25 protein-coding genes are annotated in these 23,752 nt (G+C 47.5%); 15 read left to right on the forward strand and 10 right to left on the reverse strand.

Annotated features, from left to right (window positions below; genetic code table 11):
- Positions 1 to 195 precede the first annotated feature (195 nt).
- A complete protein-coding gene (locus B9Z32_RS10815) occupies positions 196 to 618 on the forward strand; it encodes a BLUF domain-containing protein (protein WP_108421428.1) in 423 nt (140 codons plus the stop codon).
- A 46-nt stretch (positions 619 to 664) separates the two neighbouring features.
- Positions 665 to 1,105 (forward strand): PACE efflux transporter, encoded by a 441-nt coding sequence (locus tag B9Z32_RS10820; RefSeq protein WP_369909925.1) that lies wholly within the window; start codon positions 665 to 667, stop codon positions 1,103 to 1,105.
- 152 nt (positions 1,106 to 1,257) lie between these two features.
- Here B9Z32_RS10820 and B9Z32_RS10825 read toward each other — a convergent pair whose 3' ends face one another.
- Genes B9Z32_RS10825 through B9Z32_RS10840 form a run of 4 tightly spaced genes read right to left on the reverse strand, consistent with a single transcriptional unit; the run spans position 1,258 to position 6,108 of the window.
- Entirely contained in the window at positions 1,258 to 2,235 is a 978-nt protein-coding gene (locus tag B9Z32_RS10825; RefSeq protein WP_108421429.1) for a nitronate monooxygenase family protein, read from the reverse strand.
- Positions 2,236 to 2,253: 18 nt separating this feature from the next.
- The gene (locus B9Z32_RS10830; protein ID WP_108421430.1) at positions 2,254 to 3,372 is read right to left on the reverse strand and encodes an acyl-CoA dehydrogenase family protein; all 1,119 of its coding nucleotides are present in this window, start codon (positions 3,370 to 3,372) and stop codon (positions 2,254 to 2,256) included.
- Positions 3,373 to 3,381: 9 nt separating this feature from the next.
- Complete coding sequence (locus tag B9Z32_RS10835; protein ID WP_108421431.1) at positions 3,382 to 4,563, reverse strand: acyl-CoA dehydrogenase family protein; 1,182 nt, start codon at positions 4,561 to 4,563, stop codon at positions 3,382 to 3,384.
- Positions 4,564 to 4,614: 51 nt separating this feature from the next.
- On the reverse strand, positions 4,615 to 6,108 hold the full coding sequence (locus B9Z32_RS10840) for an AMP-binding protein (RefSeq protein ID WP_233248251.1): 1,494 nt from the start codon (positions 6,106 to 6,108) through the stop codon (positions 4,615 to 4,617).
- Between the two features lie 273 nt (positions 6,109 to 6,381).
- Between B9Z32_RS10840 and B9Z32_RS10845 the strand changes: the two genes are divergently transcribed.
- The 4 genes from B9Z32_RS10845 to B9Z32_RS10860 all read left to right on the forward strand — a co-directional run bounded on the left by B9Z32_RS10845 (position 6,382) and on the right by B9Z32_RS10860 (position 10,253).
- Positions 6,382 to 7,290, forward strand: coding sequence for an alpha/beta hydrolase (locus B9Z32_RS10845; RefSeq protein WP_108421432.1), 909 nt, complete (start codon positions 6,382 to 6,384; stop codon positions 7,288 to 7,290).
- A gap of 113 nt (positions 7,291 to 7,403) precedes the next feature.
- On the forward strand, positions 7,404 to 8,321 hold the full coding sequence (locus B9Z32_RS10850; RefSeq protein WP_108421433.1) for an alpha/beta hydrolase: 918 nt from the start codon (positions 7,404 to 7,406) through the stop codon (positions 8,319 to 8,321).
- Between the two features lie 31 nt (positions 8,322 to 8,352).
- Positions 8,353 to 9,333 (forward strand): tripartite tricarboxylate transporter substrate binding protein, encoded by a 981-nt coding sequence (locus B9Z32_RS10855; RefSeq protein WP_108421434.1) that lies wholly within the window; start codon positions 8,353 to 8,355, stop codon positions 9,331 to 9,333.
- A gap of 5 nt (positions 9,334 to 9,338) precedes the next feature.
- Positions 9,339 to 10,253: an SDR family NAD(P)-dependent oxidoreductase gene (locus B9Z32_RS10860; protein WP_146179482.1), complete on the forward strand. Its 915-nt coding sequence runs from the start codon at positions 9,339 to 9,341 to the stop codon at positions 10,251 to 10,253.
- Positions 10,254 to 10,255: 2 nt separating this feature from the next.
- Here the strand turns inward: B9Z32_RS10860 and B9Z32_RS10865 are convergent, their stop codons facing one another.
- The 4 genes from B9Z32_RS10865 to B9Z32_RS10880 form a co-directional block, all read right to left on the reverse strand.
- Positions 10,256 to 11,224, reverse strand: coding sequence for a hypothetical protein (locus tag B9Z32_RS10865; protein WP_108421436.1), 969 nt, complete (start codon positions 11,222 to 11,224; stop codon positions 10,256 to 10,258).
- A 19-nt stretch (positions 11,225 to 11,243) separates the two neighbouring features.
- On the reverse strand, positions 11,244 to 12,242 hold the full coding sequence (locus B9Z32_RS10870) for a tripartite tricarboxylate transporter substrate binding protein (protein ID WP_108421437.1): 999 nt from the start codon (positions 12,240 to 12,242) through the stop codon (positions 11,244 to 11,246).
- A 16-nt stretch (positions 12,243 to 12,258) separates the two neighbouring features.
- Positions 12,259 to 13,197 (reverse strand): tripartite tricarboxylate transporter substrate binding protein, encoded by a 939-nt coding sequence (locus B9Z32_RS10875; RefSeq protein WP_158268208.1) that lies wholly within the window; start codon positions 13,195 to 13,197, stop codon positions 12,259 to 12,261.
- 164 nt (positions 13,198 to 13,361) lie between these two features.
- Complete coding sequence (locus B9Z32_RS10880; RefSeq protein ID WP_199219985.1) at positions 13,362 to 14,312, reverse strand: LysR family transcriptional regulator; 951 nt, start codon at positions 14,310 to 14,312, stop codon at positions 13,362 to 13,364.
- Positions 14,313 to 14,492: 180 nt separating this feature from the next.
- Here B9Z32_RS10880 and B9Z32_RS10885 point away from each other — a divergent pair, with 180 nt between their 5' ends.
- Positions 14,493 to 14,927 (forward strand): DUF2087 domain-containing protein, encoded by a 435-nt coding sequence (locus B9Z32_RS10885; RefSeq protein WP_108421611.1) that lies wholly within the window; start codon positions 14,493 to 14,495, stop codon positions 14,925 to 14,927.
- Positions 14,928 to 14,958: 31 nt separating this feature from the next.
- Positions 14,959 to 15,351, forward strand: a complete 393-nt coding sequence (locus B9Z32_RS10890) for a 5-fold beta-flower protein (protein WP_108421439.1) — start codon at positions 14,959 to 14,961, stop codon at positions 15,349 to 15,351.
- Between the two features lie 54 nt (positions 15,352 to 15,405).
- Here the strand turns inward: B9Z32_RS10890 and B9Z32_RS10895 are convergent, their stop codons facing one another.
- Positions 15,406 to 16,407, reverse strand: coding sequence for a dienelactone hydrolase (locus tag B9Z32_RS10895; RefSeq protein ID WP_108421440.1), 1,002 nt, complete (start codon positions 16,405 to 16,407; stop codon positions 15,406 to 15,408).
- Positions 16,408 to 16,535: 128 nt separating this feature from the next.
- On the opposite strand from B9Z32_RS10895, the gene B9Z32_RS10900 reads away from it, so the two are divergent.
- From B9Z32_RS10900 to B9Z32_RS10910, 3 genes are read left to right on the forward strand one after another with little or no spacing between them, the layout of a single operon-like run.
- A complete protein-coding gene (locus B9Z32_RS10900) occupies positions 16,536 to 17,510 on the forward strand; it encodes a TRAP transporter substrate-binding protein (protein WP_108421441.1) in 975 nt (324 codons plus the stop codon).
- 4 nt (positions 17,511 to 17,514) lie between these two features.
- On the forward strand, positions 17,515 to 18,024 hold the full coding sequence (locus B9Z32_RS10905; protein ID WP_108421442.1) for a TRAP transporter small permease: 510 nt from the start codon (positions 17,515 to 17,517) through the stop codon (positions 18,022 to 18,024).
- A 6-nt stretch (positions 18,025 to 18,030) separates the two neighbouring features.
- Entirely contained in the window at positions 18,031 to 19,332 is a 1,302-nt protein-coding gene (locus B9Z32_RS10910) for a TRAP transporter large permease (protein WP_108421443.1), read from the forward strand.
- A gap of 89 nt (positions 19,333 to 19,421) precedes the next feature.
- Here the strand turns inward: B9Z32_RS10910 and B9Z32_RS10915 are convergent, their stop codons facing one another.
- Positions 19,422 to 21,089: a formate--tetrahydrofolate ligase gene (locus tag B9Z32_RS10915; protein WP_108421444.1), complete on the reverse strand. Its 1,668-nt coding sequence runs from the start codon at positions 21,087 to 21,089 to the stop codon at positions 19,422 to 19,424.
- A 470-nt stretch (positions 21,090 to 21,559) separates the two neighbouring features.
- Between B9Z32_RS10915 and B9Z32_RS10920 the strand changes: the two genes are divergently transcribed.
- The 4 genes from B9Z32_RS10920 (at position 21,560) to B9Z32_RS10935 (ending at position 23,341) form a co-directional block, all read left to right on the forward strand.
- On the forward strand, positions 21,560 to 21,802 hold the full coding sequence (locus B9Z32_RS10920; protein WP_108421445.1) for a type II toxin-antitoxin system Phd/YefM family antitoxin: 243 nt from the start codon (positions 21,560 to 21,562) through the stop codon (positions 21,800 to 21,802).
- Complete coding sequence (locus B9Z32_RS10925) at positions 21,796 to 22,062, forward strand: Txe/YoeB family addiction module toxin (protein ID WP_108421446.1); 267 nt, start codon at positions 21,796 to 21,798, stop codon at positions 22,060 to 22,062. Before B9Z32_RS10920 ends, B9Z32_RS10925 begins: the two co-directional genes overlap by 7 nt.
- A gap of 302 nt (positions 22,063 to 22,364) precedes the next feature.
- On the forward strand, positions 22,365 to 22,793 hold the full coding sequence (locus B9Z32_RS10930) for a CBS domain-containing protein (protein WP_108421447.1): 429 nt from the start codon (positions 22,365 to 22,367) through the stop codon (positions 22,791 to 22,793).
- Positions 22,794 to 22,957: 164 nt separating this feature from the next.
- Positions 22,958 to 23,341 (forward strand): universal stress protein, encoded by a 384-nt coding sequence (locus B9Z32_RS10935; protein ID WP_108421448.1) that lies wholly within the window; start codon positions 22,958 to 22,960, stop codon positions 23,339 to 23,341.
- The last annotated feature ends 411 nt before the right edge of the window (positions 23,342 to 23,752 follow it).

Here is a 23,752-nt window from a genome sequence, read left to right on the forward strand (position 1 = left end):
AGCTGATGCAAAACGATATGTTCGCAAAAAAATTCTAGCACCCTCATTCTTAAAAAGCCAATTGGAAGACGCGAATAAAACTCACGAAACATCTATCTATTTAGAGCATCCCTAATCTATTCTTTAAATCGATCATTTTTCACTTTAATGAGATAAGCTGTTTCCCTACTGAAAGATGTCCCAAAGGAAACCCTCATGCTTGTACGCCTCTTGTATGTCAGCCAGCCAGTGGGGCCTGTTACCACCACCATGACCACACTCATTTTGGAAAAATCTGATGCCAATAACAAGCAACAAGATATCACGGGTGTTTTGTGTCAGGGCTCTGGCTTGTGGATGCAAGTCTTAGAAGGCGAGCGTTCTAAAGTCAATTTGCTTTATTCAAAAATAATGGCAGATCGGAATCACCACAATGTTCAACTGCTTTCAATGGAAGAAATTTCGCAAAGGCAGTTTGGCCAATGGTCTATGACGCTTGTCTATTTGTCTAAAGATGATCCTTTGGTTCAAATGGCACATCCCGAATTTGACCCCTATACAGCTTCTAGCAAAGATGCTTTTTTCATTCTGGATGAACTGATTAAAACAGGCAGCCCCATTCTCAACACGCCATCCTGATGAGCCAATCTTTCATTAACAATCAAATCAAATTGCCTAGCCCCATATGAACCTGCAAGGCACAAAACGTAAGATCACTTACGTTGCAAGTTACGAGGCCTTTGCTTTCTTATTCGGCACGCTTGGCTTTTTTAGCTTCAGTGACAGCAGCCTCGAGCGTGCAGGTGCCCTGGCTGTGTTCGGATCTCTGTTTGCGGTAAGTTGGAACTTTGCATACAACGCCCTTTTTGAGCGATGGGAAGCAAAAAGAACAACGCGTGGCCGCGGCTTTGGACGGCGTGTTCTTCACGCAGTGGGCTTTGAAGTTGGCTTTTTGGCTGTACTCCTGCCAGCTGCAGCATGGTGGCTAGAGATCAGTTATCTTCACTCCTTTGCACTCAACCTTGGCTTGAACATTTTCTTTTTGGTCTACACATTCGTCTTTACATGGTGCTTTGATCGGGTGTTTGGGCTACCAGCATCTGCAGCAACGCCTGCTAGCCCGTGATCTTTCAAATGCTAGCTGCAAGTGAGTAATCTTCAGTGTTCACTCAGTAAACTAATCTCGCCCCCATCGAGCGCCCTATTGCTTTAACAAATCGCGTTCCAGATGCACCAAGAAAAGGAACGATTTTCCAAGTTCAGATTTTTCTGACCACTTCAAGTGTTACCAACTTCATAGCCAAGCCGCCTGCGTGCCGCAACATATTCACCATGCAACTTGCTAACAAATTGCTTGGTGCTCAATACTTGACTGATGGCACCAATGCCCTGCCCGCTCCCCCAAATATCTTTCCAAACCTTGGGTTTACCAGCTTGGCCTGAAGAAAAATTCATTGTTTTTTCTTCATTGACAGGCAAATTTTCTGGATCGAGACCAGCATTTCGAATACTGGCTTTTAAATAGTTGCCATAGACGCCAGTGAAAAAATTGGAATACACCACATCGTCTGATGTTCCATCAATGATTGCCTGCTTGTAGACGTCACTGGCTCGGGCCTCCTCGGTTGCAATGAATGCAGACCCCATGTAGGCAAAATCGGCGCCCATTGCTTGAGCTGCCAAAATTGAATTGCCATTGGCAATGGAACCACTTAGGGCTATGGGCCCATCGAACCACTGGCGCAGCTCTTGCATCAGCGCAAATGGACTCTTGGTACCCGCATGCCCACCCGCACCAGCTGCAACGGCAATCAAGCCGTCGGCTCCTTTGTCGATGGCTTTCTTGGCAAAGGTATTGTTGATGATGTCGTGCATGACCATGCCGCCATAGGCATGAACTGCTTCATTGACTTCCTCGCGTGCGCCTAAAGATGTAATGACCAAGGGCACTTTGAAATGCGCAATGATCTCCATGTCTTGCGCCAAACGATCGTTACTTTTGTGCACAATTTGATTGATGGCAAATGGCGCTGCAGGCTGACTTGGAAAGTCGCGATTGTGCGCAGCCAGTGTCAATGTAATTTCTTCAAGCCAATCTTTAAGAAGTTCAGCAGGCCTTGCATTGAGCGCTGGCATTGAGCCCACCACACCCGCCTTGCATTGCTCAATGACCAAAGGCGGTTGGCTGATAATGAACATGGGCGAGCAAATTACAGGCAAGCGCAGATTTGAAAAGAGAGAGTGATTTTTTTCCATATTGTCTTCGTCTAAATTTCAAGTCAGGTCAGCGTATCGTTCCAAATGGTGATCTGCATCCCCAAATTGCTGCGCAATCATCGTTAAGCGGCGAAAGGTGTGCGACACCTTGAGCTCTTCAGTCATTCCCATACCACCGTGCAATTGCACAGACTCCTGGCTAACTAGGCGCGAAGCATCTGCAATTTTGATCTTTGCCGCAGAAACAACTCTTGCGCGTTCTTTAGAGTTAGTCGTGTCATCCACTTTGCTGGCGGCCAAGATGGCCATTGAACGAGCTTGTTCGGTTGTGATGTACATCTCTACCATTCGGTGCTGCAAAGCTTGAAATGATGCAATCGGCACACCAAACTGCTTGCGCTGTTTCATGTAATCTAGCGTGGCGTCGTTGGCGCTTTTCATCGCGCCAACCGCTTCTGCACACAACAAGGCTGTAGCAAAGTCTGTGGCCTCTTCTATGAAGGGCATTGCAGCGCCATCGCCACCCAGCATCGCATCTGAATGCAATGTGACATTTGAAAATGCAACATCAGCTACCCGAAATCCGTCTACAGTGCGACTCGGATTCAATTCAACGCCCGCTGCCTTGGTGTCGACAATAAAGAGAGTAACGCCTTGGGGAGTAAGCGCAGAAACAAGCAAGTGACGAGCCGCAGCAGCCCCAGTGACAAGACACTTTCGACCATTGAGAACCCAAGCTCCTGCGCTGGATTTGGCAACAGTAAGCTGAGGTGCCAATTGATAGCGATGTCCTTGCTCCAAGTAGGCAAACGCCAGTCTTTCGGAACCATCGATCAAACCTGGCAATAACTTTGCACGCTGTGCATCAGACCCCATGCGAGATACAAGACGCCCTGCCAACCCGACATTGTCTAAGAAGGGCTCGACAACCAGCGCCTCGCCCATGGCTTCCATGACCGCCATCAAGTCCATTGCGCCACCACCAAAACCATTGTCGGCTTCTGCGATGGCCATGGCTGTCAACCCCATATCGGCAAAATTTTGCCAAACAGTATCACTCACCCCAGATTCAGAATTGATGATGGCTTTGCGCTTTTCAAAATTGTATTCATTGCTGAGATACCTGCTAACAGAATCAGCCAATTGTTTCTGTTCTGGTGTGAGTTCAAAGTTCATCGATTTTCCTCACAAGCCCAAGCTCATCTTTGCAATGATGTTGCGCTGAATTTCATTCGATCCGGCATAAATGCTGGCCTTGCGAAAATTAAAGTAGCGCGGTGCCAAACGCGATGTGAAGGAGTCAATCGATCCATGCGATACAGACTTAAAGGGTTGCGCATGGGGGCCGGCAGCCTGCATAGCCAACTCGGTAATCATTTGCTGAATCTCGGTGCCACGAATCTTAAGCATCGACACATCAGCGCCTGGCGCTTGGCCTGTTCGTCGCATCTGATCTAAAAATCGCATTGAAGTAATTTCCAGTGCATCAAGTTCAATCTCTACGCGAGATATCTTGTCTTTAAAACGCAAATCTTCAATGAGTGGCTTGCCGTTTTTCAGTTCACGCTGTGCCAATGCCCGCAAAGCAGCTAGCTCTCGTCTGCTAGCGCCAACACTTCCGGACCCCATTCGCTCATGACCAAGCAAATACTTGGCAACAGTCCATCCTTTGTTTTCCTCGTAAACTAAATTCTGAACAGGTACTTTGACGTTGTCGAAAAAAATCTCATTCACTTCGTGTCCGCCATCCATCAAAATCAAAGGACGAACAGTGATGCCAGGCGTTTCCATGTTCATCAAGATGAAGCTGATGCCTTCTTGACGCTTTTCGGCAAGTGGGTCTGTGCGAACCAGACAAAAAATCCAGTCCCCGTGTTGACCCATTGTGGTCCAAATCTTTTGGCCATTGATCACGTAGTGATCGCCAACCCGTTCAGCGCGTGTTTTAACTGCCGCCAAATCAGAGCCAGCACCTGGCTCAGAATATCCTTGCACCCAAAAGTCATCACCCTCCCGGATGCGAGGCAAGTACTGTTCTTTTTGGGCAGACGTGCCAAACTTCAAGAGCACGGGGGCACACATGGCTGGACCAAAGGGCGGCAATCTGGGCGCGCCTGCCAATGCGAATTCTTCGTCGTAAATATAGCGTTGGGTCATGTCCCAACCTGTACCGCCCCACTCCACCGGCCAATGCGGCACTGACCAACCCTTGGCCGCCAAAATCTTGTGCCAACGCTGGTAGTCTTCTTTGGTCAGTTCTTGATAGCTAACCACTTTTTGGCGAATATCTTCAGGTAAATTGAATTTGAGCCAGTGATGAACTTCTTCTCGAAACTTTGTCTCTTCTTGAGAGTAATTTAAGTCCATTTTTTGCCTTCTTTAATGGGTAGTTTGTATTTGCTTGCATGGACTGAAAGCTCAAACTCGCCGTGATTGACCTTGCCAATGTTGGTCGCGAAGACGCCGCTTGGCGATTTTTCCGGAGTCGTCGCGTGGCAACGGCGCTAAGTCAAAGCTTCGGGGTACCTTGAATGCTGCGAGCCCAGCCTGCAACCATGCTTGCATATCTACCAAAGTGGGGGCAGCACCTGGAAGTGGCTCTACGACAGCATGCAAACGTTCACCAAACTCAGGATCTGGAACACCGAATACAGCGCAATCAGCAACACCAGGACATGAAAGCAAGCGGTGTTCTATTTCAGCAGGATAGATATTGACGCCGCCAGAGATAACCATGTCTGATGCACGATCACACAAATAAAGATAGCCATCCTCGTCTAGGTATCCCATGTCGCCCAAACAAATCAGTCCATCGCGTTCAATGGCGCGCCGCGCAGCCTCGTTGTGTCGGTAAGTGAAGTCAGGATAAATGGGTTGCCGCACATAAACTAGACCAACCTCACCCGTAGGAAGCCGTTCACCCGCTTCGCTCAAGATACGAACTTTGGCATCCAACACTGGGCGGCCTGCACTGCCCGGGCGCTGAAGAGCTTCAGCCGAGCTAATGGAAGTGATCATGCCCGCCTCACTTGAAGCGTAGGTTTCATTGATGATGGGGCCAAACCACTCGATCATTGATCGCTTCACATCGGGGGCGCAAGGAGAACCAGTGGATGCCACGAAACGCAAAGAGGAGATGTCGTATCGCTTGCGCACTACTTCAGGTAGACGCAGTAGCCTCACGTACATGATGGGTACCAAATACACGACATCAATGCGATAGCGCTCAATGAGGGCCAGCAGTTGCTCCGCATCAAAGTGCGGCATGAGCACCACACATTCAGCAAGTCGAAGGGAGTTCTGAAGGAAAGTACTAGGTCCACTGTGGTAAAGCGGTGCAGGCACTAGGGAGCGGCAACCGGAAGAAATTCCGAGTGCCAGTTCAACCAATTGCTTGGTTCGAACTAGGCGCGCTTGAATTTCTGCTACAGGGATACGGTCGCGTACAACGCCCTTGGGCCGACCAGTCGTTCCGGAGGTGTAAACCATATGACCGCCAGGCGACACCAGAGGGCCGCTGTAAGCAGGCTGAGCAGTTAACCAAGTTTCGTAGGGCAGAGAAGTTGGGGAAAGACTTTGGCCAACTGACAATACTGCAACACTTTGTGGCACTACATGACTGATGCCATCCAAAAGGTCACCATGCGCCAACAAAGCTTTCGCGCCGCTGTCCAACAGCAGCACACTGACCTCGTCTGCAGTAAAGTGCCAGTTGATTGGGCAAAAGCTGATCCCAGTTTGACGGCAAGCATGGATGACGTCAACAAACAACTCGGAATTTCGCAACAAAACCGCCAAGACATCACCTTCGCGCAAGCCCAAGGAAATTAAGCCACCGGCTAATTGAGCACCTCGAGTGGTCTGGGTTGCAGCATCCAGGACACAGTTTTCAAAATGAAATGTTGCACTCACGCTTAGCAATTCTCTGCTTTCTGCATTGCTGGAATTCGTTGGCCGCATTGGCATTTTTTGGATCGTTAAATTGGATTTAGGTTTCCATCCTAAAAAGAATTACTCAAATTAGCCAATTATCTTCACTGATGCTGAACATTAGTGAACCTGATAAGCAACAGGCTCAAGGAACCACATCAAAATTCTTGATACACAAAATCACATCAAATAATTTGTACTCAATCGAGCGCTTGCTTAGCATGTTTATCTTCTAAAACAACTTGGATCAATGCCATGACTACAAGCCATCCCAAACAAGAAGCTATTCATTTTTATGCAGATGGTCTAAAAATAGCCGGTCACTTTACGCCAGCTTTAGGCGCCAAACCAGGAAGCCGTAGTCCTACTATCGTTTGCATTCATGGCTATACCGGTCGCAAAGAAATCTATATGCCAGGCTACATACGCGAGTTGACGGCTGCAGGCTTTAATGCCTTAGAGTTTTACCACCGTGGATACGGAGACAGCGAAGGCGTCAGATTGCGCTGCAAGCCATGGGATCAAGTCACCGACATTCACAGCGCCGTCATCTATTTGCGACAAAGACCTGATGTCGATCCCGACCGCATAGGACTTTATGGAACCAGCTATGGTGGGTCGACCGGCATGGCGGCCACCGCATTGGATGAAACGATTCGTTGTGCTGTGGCTGTAGGGTCATTTGCCGATGGTCTAAGAAACTCCTACAACCTCAGAACCTACTCCGACAGACTCGATTGGGAGGAGGTCAAGAAGATTGATCGCATCGAGCGAGTAATGACTGGAAAATCACGCCGCATTCCTTATGGTGAGTTAGCACCTTCTGGTCGCGCCGAGCGCGACTCTATTTCGACCATGTACAAGGTCGATGAGAAATACCCTGAAGGCTACCCCATTGAAAATTCCGATCATGCAGCTGGGTTTTCACCTGAACAATATGTTGATCGAATTTCACCTAGACCCGTTCTTTTTGTGCATACAGAAAAAGACACCATGGTTGCAGTTTCAGAATCAAAGCACTTTTATGAGAAGGCAAAAGAGCCCAAAAAACTGATCATTATTCCCAATGCAAACCATGTTGATGTTTATGAACCACGTAACCCTGAAGTCTTCAAAGTGGTTGTAGGGCACATGATTGATTTTTTCAATCTTCATTTGAAATAAATGAATGGATCATGCTTTCTGATTGAGACCATCAAATCTAATGATTTGCAATGGGTAAATCTTGATCTTAGGATGAACTTCATAAATTCCCGCCATTCATCTAGGGGACAGTCATGTCAGACAAAACTTACCAACCGAAACATGAAGAAATTCACTTCTACAGTGATGGATTGAAAATAAGCGGTCAATTCACCAGGGCTGCTGGGGCGCAGGACGGGCAAGCTATGCCAACTATTGTCTGTTTGCACGGGTACACCGGACGCAAAGAAATTTACATGCCAGGCTATGTTCGCGAACTTTCTGCAGCAGGTTTCAACACCTTGGATTTTCATCATCGGGGATTTGGCGAAAGTGAAGGTATCAGGCTTAAAAATAAACCTTGGGATCAGGTGACCGATGTTTTAAGTGCCATGATTTATTTGCGCCAAAGACCTGATGTAGACGCCAACCGCATTGGCTTATACGGAACAAGCTTTGGCGGCACTGTTGGCATGATGGCAACAGCTCACGACGAAAACATTCGATGTGCTGTTTCAGTTGGATCATCTGCCGACTGCGGAAGAAGTGCAAAAGACAAGCGAACCTACTCTCAGCGCCTTGACTGGGAAGACATGATGAAAATTGATCGCATTGAAAGAGTGATGACCGGTCAATCTAGGCGTGTGCCATACGATGAATTGGTTCCATCAGGCCGAGCAGAAGCAGACTCGATTGTCACGATGTACAAAGTTGCCGAAAAGTATCCCGAGGGTTATCCCTTGGAAAACTATGACCACTTGCAGGATTTTGCGCCAGAAAATTATCTAGATCGCATTACGCCACGTCCCCTGATGTTTATACATACAGAGCGCGACACCATTGTTTCTGTCTTTGAAGCAAAGAGCTTTTATGCCAAAGCTCATGAGCCCAAGAAGTTAGTGATTATTCCAAACGCAAACCATGTCGATGTGTATGAGCCTCGCAACCCTGAAATTTTTCAGGTTGTTGTGAATCATATGAAAGCATTTTTCAAAGAGTCTTTAAGCAAATAGGCAAGAAATTTTTTAAAAGGATTTCAACATCATGAAAGTTTTTAATTCAAAGCTAACAAAGAGAGATTTTCTTTTAACTTCAGCACTTCTACCTGGTGCAATCAACACATCGTTGGCTCAATCAGACTATCCAAATAAACCAATTAGACTTGTATTTCCATTTGGACCTGGCGCTGAGGTGACGACAAGAGCCGTCTTAAAATCAATGTCCGACAAATTAGGGCAACCTTTTATCATTGATTTCAAACCAGGCGCTTCAACCAATATTGGAGCTGCACTCGTTGCACAGGCCCCCCCCGATGGCTACACGCTTTTCTTCAGCACAATTGGATCGAATGTTCTCAACAAACTCTTGCACAAAAATTTAACCTACGATCCAGACAGCCTTGTACCCATTGGATTGATAGGACAAGTCTCTAGTTATTTGATTGTCAGAAATGATTCACCCTTTAAATCTGTAGAAGATTTGGTTAAAGCAGCGAAGGCAGCACCTACAGGCTTAAGTTATGGAACGCATGCCATTGGAGGTCCTAATCATTTAGTGGGTGAATTATTCAGAAATAAAGCAGGCATTAAGGAATTGGTTCACGTTGCTTACAAGGGACTCAATGAATCTAGCACCGACCTGATCGGAGGTCGAATTGACTTTATGTGGGACGCCGGTGCAATCAGGCTTGTTGAACAAGGCCGCCTGCGGGCATTGGCAGTTGCGTATCCAGAAAGGTGGCCAACCCTTCCCAATTTGCCAACGATGGCGGAGCTAGGTTATCCAGAAGTGACCTTGACAGCATTTGGCGGAATCCATGCGCCCGCCAAAACACCAGCTCACATTGTCGACAAACTTAGCAGTGCACTCATGAGTGCACTGACAGAGCCCGAAGTCAAAAAAGTAGTACTTCAAGGAAATATGGTTTCGAAACCCATGACCAAGCAAGAAACTGCAGAGTTTATAAAAGGGCTGACGGTGAAGTGGGCTCCCATTGTGAAGTCTCTCAATATTTCATTAGATTAAGTTCAGTGACAATCAATTTAATGGGTAAAACTGCAGTCATCACAGGCGCGGCAAGCGGTATTGGGTTGGCAGCAGCTGAGCGATTTTTAAAAGCAGGCATGAAAGTCGTTATTGCTGACATTGATGCTGATTCAATTGAAAAACAAGTGAGTCGGCTGAAGTTTGAAGGCCACCCAGTAGAAGGAAAAGTAACAGATGTCACGAGTGAGTCCTCTGTTCGTGAACTTGCAGAATTCACACAAAGCAAATTCGGCAATATCCATATACTTTTCAATAATGCAGGTATAGGTGGCGGCGCAGCTGATGACAAAAGTTTATGGGAAGCCAGTATTTCCGATTGGAAATGGGTGCTTGATATCAACGTTTGGGGCGTGATTCATGGCATTCGTGTTTTTACACCACTGATGTTGGCGCATGGACAAGAAGGACACATCATTAACACCGCATCAAAGGCGGGCTTAACGTTTGGAACAAGCTTGTACTCCACCAGCAAACACACAGTGCTTGCTTTGACAGAAGCGCTTTATGTGCAACTTAAACAAATGAACAGTAAATTGGCAGTTTCAGTTTTATGCCCAGGCGCAGTCAATACAAATTTAAACTCAAATTCAAATCGAATTAGGCCTGTAAATACCCAGCCAGATAACATTCCAAATTTAACCAATCAAGATAAATCATTTCAATCAATAAACTTCATGAGCACGTATCAAAATACTGTTCAAACGCGAATGGCGGCTGGCCTTGAGCCTGCAGAAATGGCTGAAATATTGATGCAAGGTTTAGAAACTGGTGACTTTTACATCTTACCTAATCGTCTGGAAGATGCCGGCGTTAAGGAGAGATTTAAAAACATTCAGGCACGAAAAATTGAAGACTTGCCTAAAAGTTGCCCCCAGTTTGATTGGAGTCACCTTCAATGAAATCAAGCTAGTTCAAGAACAATGTTGTCAGACACAGGCTGACTTCCATTTTCTGTTCGCACATGCCCGGTAATGACATACATCTTGCCGTCTATGCAACCACCAGAACCACCTAGGCGTGGTCTAGGCAATTCGGCCGCAATGGTCCAACGATCATTTTGCACATCGTATTTTTCAATCATGCGCAATGCATCTCCACCCGATACATAAATTGCACCATCATGAATGCACGAAAGCATGCCACCATGTGGCGCTAACATTCGAGATTTTGGCCACCACGTGTCATCCGCCGGGTCATATTCTTCAACCAAGTCAATTTTGTTACTTGAAGTAAATGCATTGCTAGACCCCACCCTGCCCCCAAGTGCGTAGAGTTTGCCATTTAGCGTTTCTAACAAATGGTGATTGCGTGCTGTCAACATGGGGGCTGCTTCAGAATAAGTTTTTGATTGAGGATCAAAAACAAATACCTTTGCGCTGCTTGTATGGGGAGCCAATTGATGAGCCTTCTGGCCCTTTCGTCTGCATGCAAATGAGCCCCCAGCAATGTAGATTTTCCCGTTTAAAACTGACGCCGCAGATGCGCCTCTTGCTTCAGGCAGTGAAGGCAATTCGGTCCAAACATCCGAAAGTGGATCGTAAGTCCAAGCGTGTGCAACAGGTTGCCAATCATCGGGGCCTTCTTCGGGCGTTCTATAACCACCAAAACCATAGATCAAACCATCGAGTTCAGTCACTGCCATATGGTGCAATGGCAATGGGATGGATGCCTTGCGCGTCCATTCATCGTTTTGAGGGTTGTATTCATAGACAAAACGATTGGGCGTCCACCCAGTTTTCGCAGCCCAGCCATTGGTAATTCCACCAATCAGATAGATTTTTCCATGACACTCTACGCCCTCTAGTTCCCAAGTTGGCTCAGGAAAAGGTTTAAGAGTTTTCCACTCATTGGTTTTAATTTGATGATTCATGAGATTTCTAGTGGTCAATTCATTTATCTTGCAGCTCTAAAGATTTAAACAGAGGTCCCCATTTTTCTGACTGCTGCCTCATAAAACTTGTAGCTTCTTGTCGGCTCACAGACATAGGCATCACATTCAATGCCAGCAGTCTTTTCTCAATGTCTGGTGTTGATGAAATTGCTCGAAGCGCTGCATTCAATCGCTCCACAATTGCTGGCGGGGTATTGGGTGGTGCCGCAAGGCCAAAGTATGTAGAGATGGTTACATCTGGATAGCCCACTTCCGCCATGGTAGGAACTCCTGGTTGGGTTGGCCATCTCTTCGGAAATGTCACTGCCAATGCTCTTAACTTTCCACTGTTTGCGAGGTTGATGGTGGCACCATCAATCATGAAGTCGATGCGCCCTGCCATCAAGTCAACGCTTGAATCGCTAGCACCTTTGTAAGGCACGTGAGTTAACTTCTGAATGCCAGCAGACTGTTTGAACATTTCAGCCAACATGTGATTGGGTGTACCAATGCCGAAAGAACCATAAGACAATCCTTGTGGATTTTCTTTGGCTGCTTTGACAATGTCTTGCACACTTCGGTAAGGAGAATTCGCCCCTACCATGACGTACAGAGTGTTGACGCCCAGCATCCCAATTTCTGAGAAACCATGTGGATCAAAACTGAGTGGGCGATTGGACCATTTGTTCAATGCATTGGTTGCAATGGTTGTCACTAGAAGCGTGTAGCCGTCATTGGGGGCAGAGGCAACATAGGCAGCACCAATATTTGTAGATGCGCCTGGTCTTGACTCTACGATGAATGGCTGACCTAAACGATCGGAGAGTTCTTTGGCATAAAGCCTTGCCAAACTATCAGACAGCCCTCCTACTGGAAAAGGAATAACAATTTTGACTGGTCGGTTAGGGTATTCGGCTTGAGCTTGAGCTTGCGCAACACCACTGAAAATCATCAATGCCATCAATGCGGGCCAAATAATCAATTTGAAAGCATTGAGCGAGCACGATACGAGGTTCATAACTTTTAATCCGCTTTTATTCAAATGAAATGTTGAGTGACTTCAGAATTGGTTTCCATTTATCGGTCTGAAGTTTTATAAAGCCATCCGTTTCTTGTCTTGTCATAGGAAGAGCTTGTACGTTCATTGCCAACATGCGCTTTTGAAAATCCGCATCTCTTGCAATTTCACGCATGTGCGAATTCAACTTTTCCAAAATAGCAACAGGCGTTCCGGCTGGAGCAGACAAACCAAAGTAAGTGGCAATCGTTACTTCAGGGTACCCAGACTCAGCCATCGTAGGAATTTTTTCTTGAGTTGGCCAACGCTTAGGGTATGCAACAGCCAATGCTTTTAATCGCCCACCTATGACCTGGTTGATGGCTGCACCATCGATCATAAAATCGAGACGGCCAGCAATTAAATCGCGGTGTGATTCGCCGCCTTTATAGGGAACATGTATTAACTTACCAATGCCTGCTTGAGTTCTAAAAAGTTCTGTGACCACATGGTTGGCGCCCCCTTCACCATGAGATCCATAAGCCAATCCATTTGGACTTTCTTTAGCTGCTTTGATGAGATCTTGCAGAGAATTAAAGGGTGAGTCACTGCGTACCACCACATAAAAGGCATTCACACCCATCATGCCGACAGACATCATCTTTTCTACATCGTAATTTAAATTTTTATAGCTCCATTTATTCAGGGAGTGTGAAGCTAAAGTTGAAATTAACAATGTGTGTCCATCTGCGGGTGCAGAGGACACAAAAGAAGTTGCAATATTGGTACTTGCCCCAGGTTTATGGTCCAGAATAAATGGTTGACCAAGCCTGTCCTGAAGTTCTTTGGTGTAGGCACGTGCAATTCCGTCTGTAAACGCGCCTGCAGGGAATGGTGAAATAATCTTGACAGGCCGACTGGGGTACTCAGCTTGGGCCATTGAAGAGGCTGGCATCAAAGCACTCAACACGGCCATCGTGTTTAGTTTTCTTCTGCTAATCAGTCCTTTTTCCGACTTGAAAAAACATTCCATGCTGATTGCCCTCCTCACTCAAAAGCCTTGAGTTGTATTGAAGGGAATCGTATAACTGAATTAAATGCGGTTCAAATTATTAGAAATGATGCATGCAATCACTTAACTTAATGCCTACCTTGCTTTAAAAGTTGCGTCGCTTTTGCAATTGAAAAAGCAAACTCCTCTTTAACGCACTCCAAAAAATCTAAGGCCACATCTGACATCGATTTACGCGCAGGCTCAATGACGAATGTTTCCAGTATCAAGGGTGGATCCTCAATTGGACTGATGTTGTATTTTCCTGTGTCTATGTCATTGGCAATCATCATCATCGGCAAAATAGTGGCCCACTCGCCTCTAGAAACAAGATCCATGGTGCCAGCCATTGTGTCGAATTCAGCAAAACTCTTGATGCCTACGCCATTGGAAGTGATGTATGCATCAATCAATTTGCGGCGTGCATTGCTTTGACCGGGAATGGCCAAATTAAGGGGCGGCAGATCAGCCAACTTTACTGGTTTGCAGTGCTGAAAGGAGCTCATTCGTCCTGAAACAAGCATCTCGGGGGCGCTTGCAAAAAAACTAGTGCGAACACCTTTTGATCCAATCGAGGAAGGCACAATGGCAAAAGTTAATTCTCCAGACCGAACCCTGTCTGTTAGCTCACCAAAGTAAGAGTCAATAATTCGCACGGTGACATTCGGGTTTTCCTTGGTAAATCTGGCATATGCCGGCGCCAATACCGCTCTTGTCATCACAGGCGTCATGCCAACTTTAATTTCACCTTGACGACTTCCCTTAAATGGCTCTATCGCCCTCAGTGTCATTTCATGAGCTTTTAAAAACTCAACGCAGGCTGAGTAATAAGCTGTGCCAGCAGGTGTCGGTTGAACAGCGCCTATTGACCTAGAAAATAATTTCACCCCCAAAGAGTCCTCTAGGTCACTCACATGCTGAGAGACGCCAGATTGAGTTGCGTGCTCTCTTTGAGCAGCAAGAGTAAAAGACTGCTCTTCATAAGCAGCAACAAACAACTGAATACTTCTAGGATTTTGACGCATATTGTGAAATGCCATTTTGTGTTCAATTGATCAATTAGATCTAAATTCTAGTAGCCTTAGCCAAACTTAACCAGCATGTAAGTCAGCAAACGGGATTGGGAGGCGCAGCATCCGCATATTGGGAATACGCAGCATTTTTAGATTGCTACAATTCTTGCAGGGTTAACACTTAACTCAGGCGCACGAGGAATGTACATGACACGACTGCTTGTTCCCCTTTCTACACCTGATGCTTCGGCTTTCTCCAAAACATTCATCGCTTCCGAGAATAATGAAGCTGTAGAGGCGGTAAATCTGGCGTCGATGTCGGCTACTGTGCGCAAGGCACTTTTTCAGTTTGATGATGCCGGTCGGCTGGTTCGACTTCCCAACAAGCTATCGGTTCAGCAAATGACCATGTGGGCTTTGTGGACCAAGTTCGAAGCGAATCAAAAATACACAGAGAAGGAAGTTAACGCCATCATCAATGGTTTTCACACCTTTGGCGACCAAGCGACGTTGCGTCGTGAGTTGGTCAACATGAAATTGCTCGGGCGCAAGTCAGACTGCAGTGAGTATTGGAAAGAGCCGCATCGCCCAAACGATGAAGTGCAGGATTTTCTTCGCGCTTGGCGTGCTGGTCTGAAATAGCCTTCTAGATACGCATTAACTACATCAATCAATGAAACGCCTTTTTACGCTCCTGCTAATTGCCCTGCTCAGTGCATCATCTGCTTATGCTCAGCGCATGTATGACGGCAGTGGGCGTCAGGTGGGTCGCGTGGATGGTGAACGTTATTACGACGGATCAGGCCATCAGATTGGACGAGTTGATGGCTCAACCATATACGACGGCTCTGGACGACAGCTAGGTCGTATTGATGGCCAGCGCGTATACAACTCTTCAGGAAGTCAAATTGGCCGTATTGATGGCGAAAGACTTTACAGTGGCTCAGGCTATCAAATGGGACGCATTGATGGCGAACGCATTTACGATGGTTCTGGGCGGCAAATAGGTCGAGCAGACGGCTTGCGCAGAATGCAGATGATTGTTTATTTTTACTTTTTTATGTAAAAACAGTTCGCATCTTAAGAATGTGGACTCACTTTAAATAAGCTAACTTTCACGCTATTTTTTGACCTGCCAAAGATCACCAACACCCAAGGTCTTTGGGGCCTCTAAGCTTGAGCGAGCTTGTAAATCGCCCTGCAATGTGGCGCGCCACCAGTCAGTGGTAATGGCCGCCACACTCGCATGATGTGCTGCCTGCAATTCCCTCGTAATAGATTCGCGGGGTACTATTTCGGCAGCACTTCCAACTTGACCGGCAAACGTCATGTGATCTGCATCCATTAGAACAAGGTGAGCCTTGTCTCCCGATGGCAGTGCTGCAAAAACAGCCTTTCGCTTTTCAGGTGTTGCCCCTACGCCCACTACATCGCTGTCTCGCGTTCCAGTAATTGAAAGCAATGGACGAGTCAATCTTTCAAATGCACGTTGAGCACTGCCCACCATGGGTACAGTTGGTGAGAAAGCAATGAACGAGGCAAGACGGGGCTCTGAGATTCCCTCAAAACCCGGATAACGCTGTCCTGCCATACCCATCGTTGTATGCGCACCAAATGAGTGGCCAGCAAGACCCACTTGCGCAGGCCTGGCCAGATGCCATAGATCTTGTTTGGCTGAATGACGCTTTTCAATCTCATTGAGTACGAAACTCACATCCAGCAAGCGCGCCATCAATTGCTCAGGCGACGCAAGAGTTCTTAAGGCGCGTTGGTCGGTAAATGTTCTAGTAACGCCGCGTACCGCGTTGAAATCACTTCCCGTGTGTTGCACGTGAACGACCACAAATCCAGCATCCACCCAGGCTTCGCCCCACACCGATCCACCTTCGCGTGTACCGCCAAGCCCATGGGAAAAAATCACAACTGGCCAAGGCCCAGTCAATCGATTCTCGTCTGGCCATCTTATGCGCACAGAAACGTTTCGCTGGCGTGTTGGATCAACCCAATTTTGGTCGACCACTGATCTGCGCACTGCCTGAACTTGCCCCATCGCTTGAAGACTCAAACTCAGAGGCGTTGCAGACAAAAATTTGGCTAGAAAGTGGCGTCTTGTGTTCAGCATGAAAATCTTTCAGATTGATCGATGAAGAAAAACCCTTATCAATTAAATACCATTTTTGTCTTAAACTGGTTAATGTAAGACAGGCACCGCCCTCTTGTCGTACACACCACAACTTCACAGGAGTTTTCATGCAACGTCGCACCCTTCACCTCAGCATGCTGGCTGGCTTATTCGCTTTTTCCGGCTGGGCATCTGCCCAAACCAAATGGGACTTGCCTGCCGCCTACCCGGCCACCAACTTCCACACCGTCAACATGACCCAGTTTGCTGCAGATGTCGACAAAGCCACTGCAGGCAAGCTCAAAATCACGGTGCACGCCAACGCTTCTTTGTTCAAGGCCCCTGAAATCAAGCGCGCTGTACAAGGTGGCCAAGCCCAATTGGGCGAAATTTTGCTGGTGAATTTCCAAAACGAATGGCAACCCTTTGGCGCTGACGGCCTGCCCTTTTTGGCAGACAGCTACGACGAGTCCATGAAGCTCTACAAAGCGCAAAAGCCGCTGCTGGAGAAGAAGCTGGCCGAACAAGGCATGCTGCTTTTGTATTCTGTGGCTTGGCCACCCCAGGGCATTTACAGCAAAAAACCGCTCAACAGCGTAGCCGACTTGAAGGGCATCAAGTGGCGTGCTTACAGCCCTACCACTGCCCGCATTGCTGAGCTGATAGGCGCCCAGCCCGTGACCGTGCAAGCTGCCGAGTTTTCGCAGGCACTGGCCACAGGTGTGGTTGAGTCCACCATGACCTCGGGTGCAACGGGTGTCGACAGCAAGTTGTTTGAACACCTCAAGTTTTATTATGACGTTCAGGCATGGCTTCCTAAAAATGCTGTGATTGCCAATAAAAAAGCCTTTGATGGACTGGACAAGCCCACCCAAGAAGCTGTCCTGAAGGCCGCTGCTGAGGCGGAAAGACGTGGATGGAACGAATCGCGCAAGGTCAACACCAGCACACTGGAAATCCTCAAGGCCAATGGCATGACGGTGGCACCACCTTCAGCGCAACTCAAAGCCGACATGAAAAAAGTTGGCGACACCATCATGAAAGAGTGGCTTGAAAAGTCCGGTGCTGAAGGCAAGTCCATCGTCGACGCTTTCAATCGTTGAGTTGATGAGAAAACTGCTGAACGCCATTTATGCCAGCACCGCCGCTTTGGCGGCGCTGAGCATGTGCGGCCTGCTGTGCATGGTGTTGCTGTCTATCTTGAGTCGCCAGTTTCATGTGCATGTGCCCGGCACCGATGCTTATGCAGGCTACCTCATGGCAGGTGCTGGATTTCTGGCGCTGGCCCATACCTTGAAGCGGGGTGAACACATTCGCGTCACCTTGGTACTGGGCTTGTTCAAGGGGCGCGCACGTCAAGGCATGGAAATTTTTAGTCTAGTGCTGGCTAGCCTGCTGGCTGGGTTGTTTGCTTTTTACAGTTGCCGCCTGGTGTGGCAATCGATCGAGTTTCACGATATCTCGACCGGCAACGATGCAACGCCGCTGTGGATTCCACAATTGGTCATGGCGCTGGGTACAGTGATCTTTGCATTGGCCTTTGTAGACGAGTTGATCTTGGAGATCCGAGGTCAACGCCAAGCCCCAGATAGCAACGAATCGCTGCGCAACGAATGACCAGCCATGAATGACATGATGATCACAGGACTTTTGGTCCTGAGTTTGTTTTTGATTTTGGGCAGTGGGGTTTGGATTGGCCTGACGCTCTCTGGCGTGGCCTGGGTGGGCATGCAAATGTTTTCTGCCAGACCCGCCGGTGACGCTATGGCCATGACCATCTGGGGATCAGCATCAAGCTGGACTCTCACGGCATTGCCTCTTTTCATCTGGATGGGCGAGATTTTGTTTCGCACTCGTCTGAGCCAAGACATGTTCAAAGGCCTCGCGCCTTGGATGCAGGCTTTGCCCGGTCGCTTGTTGCACACCAATGTGGTGGGTTGCGCCATTTTTGCGGCGGTGTCTGGATCGAGTGCGGCCACCTGCGCCACCATCGGCAAAATGACCCTGCCGGAGCTGCAAAGGCGCGGCTATCCCGACGACATTGTGATTGGCACCTTGTCGGGTTCTGGTACGCTGGGCCTGCTCATACCGCCGTCCATTATCATGATCGTCTACGGCGTTGCGGCCGATGTGTCGATCGCCCAACTGTTCATTGCCGGGGTCTTGCCCGGCTTGATGCTGGCAGGGCTTTTTTCGGGCTACATCGTTGTGTGGGCGCTGCGTCATCCAGACCAAATACCACCACGTGACGCACCCATGAGCTTCATGCAAAAAATACAGGCATCCAGTAGCCTGATACCCGTGGTCTTGCTCATTGCGGCGGTGTTGGGTTCCATTTACACCGGCTTTGCAACCGCCACCGAAGCTGCCGCTGTGGGCGTGGTGGGCTCTTTGGTCTTGTCCAGCCTGCAAGGCTCAATGAGCTGGTCGGTTTTCAAAGAAGCCCTGATGGGGGCCACGCGCCTGTACTGCATGATTGCGCTAATATTGGCGGGTGCTGCGTTCTTGACCTTGTCCATGGGCTACATCGGCCTGCCGCGCCACTTGGCTGAGTGGATTGGTGGCTTGGGTCTTAGTCCCTTTGCGCTCGTCATGGCCTTGATGGTGTTTTTCATCATCTTGGGTTGCTTTTTAGACGGCATCTCTATGGTGGTACTGACCATGGGCGTGCTCATGCCAACGGTTCAAAAAGCGGGCATTGACCCAATCTGGTTTGGTATTTTCATCGTCTTAGTCGTCGAGATGGCGCAAATCACGCCACCGGTGGGCTTCAACCTGTTTGTGCTCCAGGGCATGACGGGCAAGCAACTGACCTACATCGCCCGTGTGTCCATGCCCATGTTCTTCCTGATGATGGGAGCGGTGTTGCTGATTTACTTTGTTCCCGGCATCGTGACCTGGTTGCCCACTCAGATGAAGCTCTAATGAAGTGCAACTAAACTTCAGTTTGGTGTGTTCAATTTACTCTTGCATGGAGCGCTTTGACGCGGTTCACGAAGGCTGACAATATCAGGTCAAAAAAGCCCAATAATCTTGCCATCAGGACCTACGTCAATGGCACATGCCGAAGGCACCTTGGGCAAGCCTGGCATTGTCATGATATCGCCGCAAACCATGACAACGAACTGCGCTCCTGCAGCCAATCGAACTTCGCGAATGTTCACCACATGGCCTGATGGCGCACCACGCAAAGCAGGGTCTGTCGAGAAAGAGTACTGCGTCTTTGCAACACACACGGGGTAGTTTCCGTATGACTCTTGTAGTTTCTTGATTTGTCCAAGTACTTTAGCATCGGCGGTGATGTCTGATGCACCGTAGATCTTTGTAGCAATGGCTTTCATCTTGTCCCACAAAGGCTCGCTGTCTTGGTAGACATACTTAAAAGTGCTAGGCAACTCGCAAAGGCGAACCACTTCATGGGCCAGTTCCGTTGCGCCCTTGCCACCCTCAGCCCAATGTCGTGCCAGAATAACTTTCACGCCCTTATGGGCCAGTTTGTCCATCAACAACTTAACTTCAGCATCTGTATCTTCGGTGCGGTGATTGATGGCCACCACACAGGCAAGGCCGTAATGGTTTCTAATGTTATTGACATGCCGCTCGATGTTGGCAATACCCGTTTCAAGTGCTTCCAAGTTCTCTTGGCCTAGCGCCTTCACATCGACACCACCATGAAATTTCAAAGCGCGGATAGTTGCAACCAAGACAGCAGCAGCCGGTTGCAGGCCCGCCTTGCGGCACTTGATGTCGACAAATTTCTCTGCGCCTAAATCAGCACCAAACCCGGCTTCAGTGACAACATAATCGGCCAACTTCAATGCAGTTTTGGTTGCCAAGACAGAGTTGCATCCGTGCGCAATGTTGGCAAAGGGGCCGCCATGAATGAGGGCTGGAGAATGCTCAAGTGTTTGTACCAAATTGGGTGCTAAGGCGTCTTTGAGCAAAGCTGCCATTGCACCATGCGATTTCAATTGCCTTGCAAGAATTGGCTCTTGATCCCTTGTGTAGCCACACACAATATTACCCAATCGTTCCTTCAAGTCATTGATGGATGTGGCCAAGCAAAATATGGCCATGACCTCTGAGGCCACCACAATGTCAAAGCCATCTTGGCGCGGAAATCCATTGCCTGGGCCACCCAAAGAGGCTGTAATTTCTCTCAAGGCACGGTCGTTCATGTCCATGACCCGCTTCCAAGTGATACGGCGCACATCAAAACCAAGCTCATTGCCATGGTGAATGTGGTTGTCAATCATCGCCGCCAACAAATTGTTGGCAAGCGCGATGGCATTGAAGTCACCCGTAAAGTGCAGGTTGATGTCCTCCATTGGAATGACCTGGGCTTGACCGCCGCCTGCGGCGCCGCCCTTCATGCCAAATACAGGTCCCAAGGAGGGCTCGCGCAGGCAAATCACCGCACGTTTTCCAATGTGGTTCAGCGCGTCTCCCAAACCCACTGTGGTGGTTGTCTTACCTTCGCCGGCAGGTGTTGGACTGATCGCTGTAACCAGAATCAATTTACCGTCTGGACGATTACCCAAAGTATCAATAAAGTTCAGAGAAATTTTGGCTTTGGTCCGACCAAAAGGTTCTAACGCGCTGTCTGGGATTCCGAGATCCGCAGCAATCTTGTAGATAGGGTGAGGTGTTGCAGCTTGGGCAATTTCGATATCTGATTTCAGGATAGATCCTTTTTGTCAACGTTTTTTTGAGGGAAGTGTAATAGATAGTGCCCGTCGCCATACTGCTTACATTCCTAAATCTCTCAATTTTCGCAAGTACCCTTATTTCTCTCACACGCGCTTACGTCCGGATGACAACCACTAGGCAAGCCCTACAAGCGGCCAAAGAAGCGCTTAACCACATCGTCTGCCACTTGCTGAAGAAAGACGAGCAAGCGCTTTGAGTTTTTGGTGGGCGATGCAAGTTTCGAACTTGCGACCCCTGCAGTGTGAAGACTCCTTTGTAGCACTACTTTCCCCAATGAATTCATTGAGTTAGCTATTTTCTGGTAACTCAAAGTAGTATAGAAGTAGTATGGTTATGAAATTAAATTACGGCTAACTTTTTGAGCAACTACATTCGGCCGAGTTAGATAATGACTTGACAAAATCGTACGCTTTTACGTACTATCTTGAGAAGGAATGAAATCATGAACACAGTAACCGCAAGCCAAGCACGAGCTGGCCTTTATCGCTTGATAGATCAAACAGCAGAAACACACAGGCCAGTAGTCATTTCTGGTAAGCGGGCAAATGCCGTTTTGGTTTCCGAAGAAGATTGGAGCGCTATCCAAGAAACTTTGTATCTATTGGCAACTCCTGGAATGCGTGAGTCAATTAAAGAAGCTATGGCTGAGCCTATTGCTAAAAGTAAAAAGGCGTTGAAATGGTAGTTTGGAATTTAGCCTATTCCAAATACGCTATCAAGGATGCTAAAAAACTATCTGCTGCAGGCCTTAAAGATAAAGCACAGACATTACTGGATATTTTAGAAGTAGACCCTCTCCAAAATCCACCGCCTTATGAGAAGTTAGTTGGTGACCTAAAGGGGACTTACTCACGCAGAATTAATATTCAACATCGCTTAGTTTATGAAATCTTTCGTAAAGAAAGAACAGTCCGCATCTTAAGAATGTGGACTCACTATGAATAAGCTAGCTATCGACAAACCTATTTTGAAGCGCAATAAAAATCAAATTCTTAGGTACTAATAATTTTCAAATATTTGTACTTTTAGGAGGTCCAGCGTAAAGAGTCTTTACGCTGCTGACTCTTTGATCATAGAAATATGAACTGTTGGAGTTGAAACTACCCTCAATGTATATGGCGTATCGAGAGTTACGACAACTTGATCTAAGTCTACGGTGACAGTAAACCAAGGGAATTCATATGTTGCACGTGTTCAAAATCCATATACATTGAGCTGAGGTCAATTACGTGCCAAAGGATTTCGCCATGAAAACCATCAGCCAATTCTTAGACCACAGTCAGCGAGCCATTTACTCAGTCAGTCCGGATGACACCATCAGGCAAGCCCTTGAAGTTATGGCGCTTCACAACATTGGGGCGTTGATGGTTTTGAAAGAGCAAAAGCTGGTGGGCATTTTCTCTGAGCGCGACTACGCACGAAAAGTTGTCCTCAAGGGCAAAAGTAGCAATGATGCCAAGGTGAGCGAGGTGATGACCTCTAAGCTCATCACCATCAATACAAATCACTCGATTGACCAATGCATGCAAATCATGACGGACAATCACATCCGGCACTTGCCCATCGTCAATGACACACAAGTGATGGGATTAATTTCAATTGGTGATGTGGTTCGCGAAATGATTGCATATCAGAAATCCATGATCGATCAATTACAAAGTTATATCGCTGGGTAGAAAGTTAGCAAGGGAATGCCCCATAACTTCTTGCATTCCTGGCGTTCAGAATAGTTTAGATAATCGCCTCATTTAGAAATTGTGCATGAGTTTTTCCAAGGAGAAATCAGATGTATCAAAATATTGTTTTGGCCTATGACGGATCGCTTGAAAGTTAGCAGGCATTGCTCAATTGCAAAGACCTCTCGCAGTGGGAACACGCCAAGGTTCATCTGCTCTCAGTGGTTCCTTATGAAACAATTTCAATGGGCCATGAAACTTCTTACTACAGCGAGCCTGAAAACAAAATAGAAGAAGAACGGCGTATGAAAATTCTCAACGAAGGTGTTGAACAACTCAATACGGCTGGGATTGAGGCTTCTGGAAAATTACTCAAAGGTGATGCCGTTGATAAGATCGTTGAATACGCGCATACCATTGGCGCAGACTTAATCATGCTAGGCCATCAGCATCGTGACAATTGGTTGGAGCGTTGGTGGGCTGGCTCAATTCCAAAAGCTTTGATTGAGCACTCGCCTTGCAGTGTTTTGGTGGTCATCATCAAATAAAAATGATGATGAGTGATTGAGCCTATAAGTTTGCTGTTTTATCTTTTACTGACGGATCATTTGCAGCCGATGCCGGGTTCTCTGGCTTGTGATCGCCCAGCACTTCTTTCAGAGGACAAATTCCAACCGCAGGACATTTGTTGCAAGTAGCCATTAAGGCAATTGGGCAAAGAGTCATATAACTCCCTTGAAAGTGAACGGGTTGCTCACGGATCGTCAGCATAGTCTTTTTGCTAATCGAAAGCTATTCTGCTGAACCCTCAGCAAGAATCTAGCCAATCTCATGACCGCTAGACTGGATTTTTAGCGAGATGACGCTCAAAAGTTGACTCTTCAATCATTGACAACGTATGAAAAAAAATATACGTTACCTACTCAGACTTTATGGAGATTTATCCAAGTATTTTCGCC

It is taken from the genome of Limnohabitans sp. MMS-10A-178, assembly GCF_003063375.1.
GTDB lineage: Bacteria > Pseudomonadota > Gammaproteobacteria > Burkholderiales > Burkholderiaceae_C > Limnohabitans_A.